The organism is Kitasatospora sp. NPDC056800, from assembly GCF_042789775.1.
Taxonomy (GTDB): Bacteria; Actinomycetota; Actinomycetes; order Streptomycetales; family Streptomycetaceae; genus Kitasatospora.
In genome coordinates, this window is the sequence record NZ_JBHUAL010000011.1 from 76007 (window position 1) to 82422 (window position 6416).

Annotated in this window: 7 protein-coding genes; 5 read left to right on the forward strand and 2 right to left on the reverse strand. The window is 75.7% G+C overall.

Features of this window, described 5'->3' with window-relative positions; translation table 11 throughout:
• Window positions 1-34: 34 nt before the first annotated feature.
• Together ACFRQN_RS04720 and ACFRQN_RS04725 are read right to left on the reverse strand one after the other, a co-directional pair.
• Window positions 35-1000, reverse strand: coding sequence for a DUF2510 domain-containing protein (locus ACFRQN_RS04720; RefSeq protein WP_380738226.1), 966 nt, complete (start codon window positions 998-1000; stop codon window positions 35-37).
• Between the two features lie 9 nt (window positions 1001-1009).
• On the reverse strand, window positions 1010-2251 hold the full coding sequence (locus ACFRQN_RS04725; protein ID WP_380738228.1) for an MFS transporter: 1242 nt from the start codon (window positions 2249-2251) through the stop codon (window positions 1010-1012).
• 152 nt (window positions 2252-2403) lie between these two features.
• Between ACFRQN_RS04725 and ACFRQN_RS04730 the strand changes: the two genes are divergently transcribed.
• The 5 genes from ACFRQN_RS04730 (at window position 2404) to ACFRQN_RS04750 (ending at window position 6130) form a co-directional block, all read left to right on the forward strand.
• Window positions 2404-2943, forward strand: a complete 540-nt coding sequence (locus ACFRQN_RS04730; RefSeq protein WP_380738230.1) for a CGNR zinc finger domain-containing protein — start codon at window positions 2404-2406, stop codon at window positions 2941-2943.
• A 95-nt stretch (window positions 2944-3038) separates the two neighbouring features.
• The gene (locus tag ACFRQN_RS04735) at window positions 3039-3611 is read left to right on the forward strand and encodes a hypothetical protein (protein WP_380738232.1); all 573 of its coding nucleotides are present in this window, start codon (window positions 3039-3041) and stop codon (window positions 3609-3611) included.
• 77 nt (window positions 3612-3688) lie between these two features.
• Entirely contained in the window at window positions 3689-4456 is a 768-nt protein-coding gene (locus ACFRQN_RS04740; protein ID WP_380738234.1) for an HAD hydrolase family protein, read from the forward strand.
• 146 nt (window positions 4457-4602) lie between these two features.
• On the forward strand, window positions 4603-5052 hold the full coding sequence (locus ACFRQN_RS04745; protein ID WP_380738236.1) for a nuclear transport factor 2 family protein: 450 nt from the start codon (window positions 4603-4605) through the stop codon (window positions 5050-5052).
• A 34-nt stretch (window positions 5053-5086) separates the two neighbouring features.
• Window positions 5087-6130, forward strand: coding sequence for an aminoglycoside phosphotransferase family protein (locus tag ACFRQN_RS04750; RefSeq protein WP_380738238.1), 1044 nt, complete (start codon window positions 5087-5089; stop codon window positions 6128-6130).
• Window positions 6131-6416: the final 286 nt, after the last annotated feature.

Sequence of the window (6416 nt, forward strand, 5' to 3'; positions counted from 1 at the left end):
AACCGGGCGGCCGGCGGCGTCCCGGAGCGGTGCGTCAGGTGCCGCTGGTCGGGGTGTCGTCCTTCTTGACGCCCAGGAGGATCTGGTCGAGCACCGAGACGTCCGGGGCGGCCGGGTCCTCGTCCACGCCGCCGTCGAAGACCACGTAGCCGCCGCCCTTGGCGGGGAGGGCGGCCAGCAGGACGAAGCCCTGGGTGCCGTCGGTGTTGGTGATGTGCCAGCGGGTCGCGTACCCGGCCACGCCGGCCACGGTGATGGTGCCCGAGCCGTAGTCGGTCTGCGAGGCCATGCCGCTGAAGATCTGCTTGGCGACCGTCGGCATGGCGGCGTCGGCGGCGGCCTTGGGGGTGTCGCCCTGGACGGTGTTCTTCTCCACCGAGAACCGGCCGCGGATGCACGCCTTGCCGTTCGCGCAGGTGTAGCGGCCGCTGCCGAGGTAGACCGACCACTGCGGGGTGTCGGTCGCGGAGACCTCCCAGCCCTCGAACACCGGCAGGGTGATCGAGTGCTGCTTGTCCGCGACGGTGCTCCGGAGGACCGGGGCGAGCTTGGGCGTGGACGGCTTCGGGGCGGGGGTGGGGCTGGTCGTCGGGCCGGTGCTGCTGGTGACGGGGACGGTGGGGTCGGTGGTCGGGGCCGCCGCCGGGCCGCCGCCGTGGCTGAGCGCGATCCCGGCGACGCTGCCGCCGATCGCCAGGACGCCGACCGCGATGCTGATGAGCACACCGGGCTTGACCCGCTTGGGAGTCGGGGCCGGGGGCGGGTAGCCGGGGCCGGGCTGTCCGTAGCCCGCGCCGGGGTAGGCCTGCTGGGACGGGTGAGCCGGGTAGGCCGGGTACGCCTGCTGCGCCGGGTACGCCTCCTGGCCCGGGTAGCCGTAGGCGCCCTGGGCCGGCCGGACGTCGCCGGTCCAGGCGTTGCCGTCCCACCAGCGCTCGTGGCCCGGGGCGCCGTCCGGGCCGGGGACCGGGTACCACCCGGGAGGCGTCTCGTTGCTCACGGCCGTACGCTACCCGGCGGTGTGCCGCCCGGGCCGGGGAGGGGTGCCGCGCCCGCCGGCACCCCGGCGGGCGGTGGCCGCGAGGGTCACGGCCGTGGTCGCGGCGAGGGCCGCCCAGGCGGCGGTGAAGCCGTGGGTGGTGTCGCGGAGCAGCCCGAGGGCGGGCGGGACCACGACGACGGCCACCTGGTTGACCGCCATGACCAGGCCGAGGGCGAAACCGGTCCGTCCCGGCGGCGCCGACTCCACCAGGTGGGCCACCCAGGGGCCGTACCAGCCGATCCCGAAGAAGCCGAGCCAGGTGAACAGGACGGCGGCCGCGGCGGGGGACCGGCCCGCCGGCGTCGTCAGGACCACCAGCCCGGCCACCACCGCGGCCAGGCAGACCAGGACGGGCCGGTACCGCCCGGCGCGGCTCCGGTCGCTCCAGGCGGCCAGCGCGATCCGGCCGACCGCCCCCGCAACCTGGACCGCCACCAGGACGGCGGCGCCGGGGCCGGGGCCGAGGGCCGTCACGTCGTGGAGGTACAGGGCGCCGAGCACGCCGATGCCGCTGTGCACCGAGACCAGGGCCAGGCCGGAGAACAGGAGCCTGGCCATGGCCGGTTCGCGGAGGATCCGCAGCCGGGCGCGGACGGAGGCCGTCGGTGCCACGGGGCCCGGGGCAAGACCGCGAGCCGGGGCGGGAGCGGGGCGTACCGGCGGGGCGGTCGGCGGGCGCCGGTAGAGGGCCGTGAAGAGCCCGGCGCCCAGGAACGCGACCAGCCCGCCGACCACCAGTGCCGCCCGCCACCCGTACGCCACGGCCACCAGCGGCAGTACGGCGGCGGCGAGCGCCCCGCCCAGCGGCAGTCCGGCCTGGCGGACGCCCATGGCCAGCCCCCGCTGGGCCGGGTCGAACCAGGAGGCCACCGACTTGCTGCCGCCCGGCTGCACGGTGCTGTACCCGGCGCCGACGACCAGCAGGACGGCCAGCAGGGAGGCGTACCCCTGCGCCAGGCTGCCGAGGAGCAGGGCCGCGGCGACCACGGCGGCGCCGAGGCCGACGACCCAGCGCTCGTTGTACCGGTCCAGCAGCTCGCCGGCCACCAACAGGCCGACCAGCGGCACCAGTTGGGAGGCCGACAGGAGCAGGCCGAGTTGGCTGGTGCTGAGGTCCAGCGCGTGCTGCAGGGGGACGGCCATCGCCCCGATGCCCTGGACGAAGAAGCCGGAGGCGGCCTGGGTGACGGTGGCGACGGCCAGGACCACCCAGCGGTACCGGAGCGGGCGGGCGGTGTCCCCGGGAGCCGCCGGCGCGAAAGTCGTCGGATCGGAAGTCGGTGAGGTGGAAGTCGTCGGAGCGGAAGGCTTTCCGGTGTCGGTGTGCTGACGCATGCCCAGCAGCCTGCTGTCATGGTCTTATGCACCTCAACCCTTACGGCGAGAGCGCCGTGCACCTGGCCGCGGCCCTGGCCAACCGGCGCCCCGGGACCGCCGAGGAACTGGCGGACCGCTGCCGCGCGGCCGGGCTGGTGGTCGACGGGCCGGTCCGGCCGGCGGACCTGGCGCGCATCCTGGCCCTGCTGGACACCTGGGAGTCGGTGGTCGACGCGGCCGACGAACGCGAACGGGCCGCGCGGCTCAACCGGATGCTCGCCGCCGACGCCGCCCACCCCCGGCTGACCGACCACACGGGCGGCTGGCACCTCCACTACCGCGACGACCACCAGTCGTTCGGCGCCGTGCTGTCCACCCTGATCGCCGTCGGCACCGCCTTCCACCTGGTGGGCCGCGGCATGCACCGGCTCGGCCGGTGCGCCGTCGCCGAGTGCGCCACCGTCTTCGCCGACACCACCCGGACCGGTCGCAAGCGCTACTGCACCCAGCGCTGCGCCAACCGCGACGCCGTCCGCCGGCACCGCCGCGCGGCGCGGCCGACGAACGGGCCGGCCCGCGCGTGACCGTCCCGGCCTCGGGAGCAGGAAGTCGGCCCGGCCGACTTCCTGTTCCGACTGCCCCGGGGGCCGTGTCGGTGCCGAGGGCTACGGTGTCGATCATGACCGACTACGACTGGATCCACCGGGGCCCCATCGACTGGCTGGAAGGACAGGGCTACGGAGAGGACGAGACCGTCCTGGTGTACTTCCGGGGAACCACCCGGGCCGCCGTGGCCGACGGGCTGACCGCGCGGCACCGTCCGCCCTTCGCCCGGGGCGAGGAGCCGGCGCCCGGCGAGTGGGGCGTGATCGTGCACCCCATGCTCAACCCGTCCCGCGACGACTACGACGACATCGACTACCGCGGGCTCTGCCCCGAGGGCGCCGAACTGGTGGTGTTCGTGCCCAACCCCTGCATCGTCAAGGCCCACGGCCCCAAGGCGTACCACTACCGGGACGGCCGGATCTCCTCGTGCGTCGACTACGAGGGCGCCGAGCACGTCGGGGAGCGCTGGCCCAACGCGCTGGCCCCCCTGGTCACGGCGGCCGGGCTGGGCATCGGGGGCGAGTTCGCCGAGAGCCCGGACCACGAGCAGCGGCTCACCGCGCTGATCTGCGAGCACTTGGGCCTGCCGGCCCTGGACCGGGCCGCCATGACGGTGGACCGCGAGCTGATGGACGACTACCAGTAGGGGCCCGGCTCGTGGGGGCGTTTCCGGGCGGGACCGGTGGTGGATCGTGTACGGCACCGGCTGGATAGCATCGTCTTATGATCTCCACCAGCGCCCGCACCACGGTCTTCGACATCGACGGCACGCTCTGCTTCGACGGGCGGACGATCGACAGCCGGATCCTCGCCGCCCTCGACGCCTGCGAGCGGGCGGGCCACCAGCTGGTCTTCGCCTCCGCCCGGCCGGTGCGCGACCTCCTGCCCGTCCTCGACGGGGCCTTCCCCACCGCCACGCTGATCGGCGGGAACGGCAGCCTGGTCTCCGTCGACGGACAGGTGCGGGCGCGGGCCGCGTTCGAGGCCGGTGAGCTCGGGCGGCTGCTGGCCGAGGTCGAGCGGTTCCGGGCCGGCTACCTCGCCGACGGCCCGTGGGACTACGCCTACACCGGACCGGCCGACCACCCGATCCGCGGCCGGGTCGACCAGGGCGGCCTCGCCCGCCGGGTCGAGCTCGCCGAACTCCCCGCCGTCGTCAAGTTCCTGGTCGTCGACGCGACCGACCTGGCGGCCCTCGCCGAGGCCGGCCGCGCGCTCGGGATGACCGTCAACCACCACCTCGACGAGGCGATCATCGACTTCGCCCCGGGCACCACCAACAAGTGGGAGGCGCTGACCTCGCTGGGGATCGACGCCTACAACGCCTTCGGCAACGACATCAACGACCTCGACCTGCTGCGCAACGCGCGGCACTCCGTCCGGGTCGGCGGCCACCCGGGCCTGGACGGCGTCGCCCGCGTCACCGTCGCCGCCGAACCGGAGGCCGTCGCCGCTGAGATCTCCCGCCTGGCCGAGGCATCCGTCCGGTAGTCGCCGGACGCCGCTTGCCACGCGGGCACGGCGAGCTGCCGGGTGCTTCCCGCGGTCGCCGCCGCCGTGCCCCATCGGGACCCGACGCCCGATCAAGGCGTGGGAACATCAGGGGAGATGACCGCCGTCCGGCCCCGGGGGAGACCATGTCCGCGCCCGTCGATCCGGTGCCGAGCCACCGGGCGATCGAGAACCTGATCGCGCGCTACGCCGAACTCGTGGACGACGGCGACTTCGCGGGGCTCGGCGCCCTGCTCGCCGACGCCGTCTTCGTCGGCAGCGGCGCGCCGGTGCGCGGCGGCGAGGCGATCGAGGCGATGTTCCGGGAGACGGTGATCATCCACGCCGACGGGACACCGCGGACCCAGCACGTCACCACCAACGTGGCGGTCGAGGTCGACGAGCCGGCGGGGACGGCGGTCGCCCGCTCCTACGTCACCGTGCTGCAGGCACTGCCCGGGCTTCCGCTGCAGGCCATTGCCGGGGGCCGGTACCACGACCGCTTCGCGCGCGGGGAGGACGGGCGGTGGCGGTTCGCCGAGCGGCGGGTGCGGATCACCCTGGTCGGCGACGTGAGCCGCCACCTGCGGCGGTAGGGTGCCGCCGACCGGGACGAGGAGGGGCGGGGCAGTGGTGCGGGAGCGGTTGGCGGGTGCGGCGCGGGCCGCGCTGGGCGGCGGGCGGCGGCTGGAAGCGGTCGAGCGGCTGGCGGGCGGCAGCAAGAAGGGCGTCTACCGCCTGCGGATGGACGACGGGACGACGGCGATCGCCTACCGCTGGGACCGGACCGAGAACTACTGGCCGGCGTCCGAGGGCGACGACGACCTCGCCGACCCGTTCTCGCCCGGCCTCGGACTCGACCTGTTCGAGGCCGCGCACGCGCGGCTGGACGCGCTCGGCGTCCGGGTCCCGGCGCTCCGGTTCGTCGAGCGCGCCACGGACCGGGACGGCGGGAGTGCCCCGGGCACGGCTGCTCCCGCGGCCGACGACCCGGCCGACCGCACGGCCGACCGCACGGCCGACCTCGCGATCGTCGAGGACGTCCCCGGCGAGAGCCTGGAGAAGCTGCTCGCCCGCGACCCGCACGCCGCCGCCCCGGTCCTGGCCCGGCTCGGCGAGGCACTGGGCGCCATGCGCGGCCACCGGGCGCCCCGCTACGGGAAGGTGGCGGTGGTCGACGGGGGAGGAGCGTCGCACGGGCCGTCGTGCGAGGGCGTCGTGCTGGACCGCGCGCTGCGCGACCTCGCCGAGGCAGCCGCGCGCGACCCCCGGATCTCGGAAGCCCGGGACCGGTGCGCGGACCGGCTGCGGGCCCTGGCGGCGGCGGTGCGCCCGCGCGCCGAGTACCCGGTGGTGCACGGCGAACTCGGGCCCGACCACGTACTGGTGGACGCGGACGGCCGCCCGGTGCTGATCGACATCGAGGGCACGATGTACTTCGACGTCGAGTGGGAGCACGTCTTCCTGCGGATCCGCCTGCCCCGGGCCGACTACCGGCCGCTGGCGGCGGACGGCCTCGACGAGGACCGGCTCGCCCTCTACGCACTGGCCCAGCGCCTCTCGCTGACGGCGGGACCGCTGCGCCTGCTCGACGGGCCCTTCCCGGCCCGCGAGGCGATGGCTGCCATCGCCGAGCACAACCTGCGCCAGGCCCTGCGCCTGCTCGGCGACTGAGGCCGGGTGGGGCGGACGAACCCGTGGACGGCAGACCCCCGGACCGCTCTCGCCGAGGCGGGCCTGGTTCTCGTGGGCGGATGGACCGAACCCGAGGGCCTCGTCCCGCCGTTCCTCACCGGCCAGGCGCCGGGATGCCCGCCCGCGGGTGCTGCGGCGGTTCGCCGCGTGGGTCGTGGAGGGCGCGCTGGACGACCCGGACGAGCCGCCGCTGGGCCCGGTGGCGCGTCGCTGGCTGGACGACCTCCCGGGGCGGACCTGATCGCGGGGCGGCCGCGATCAGGTC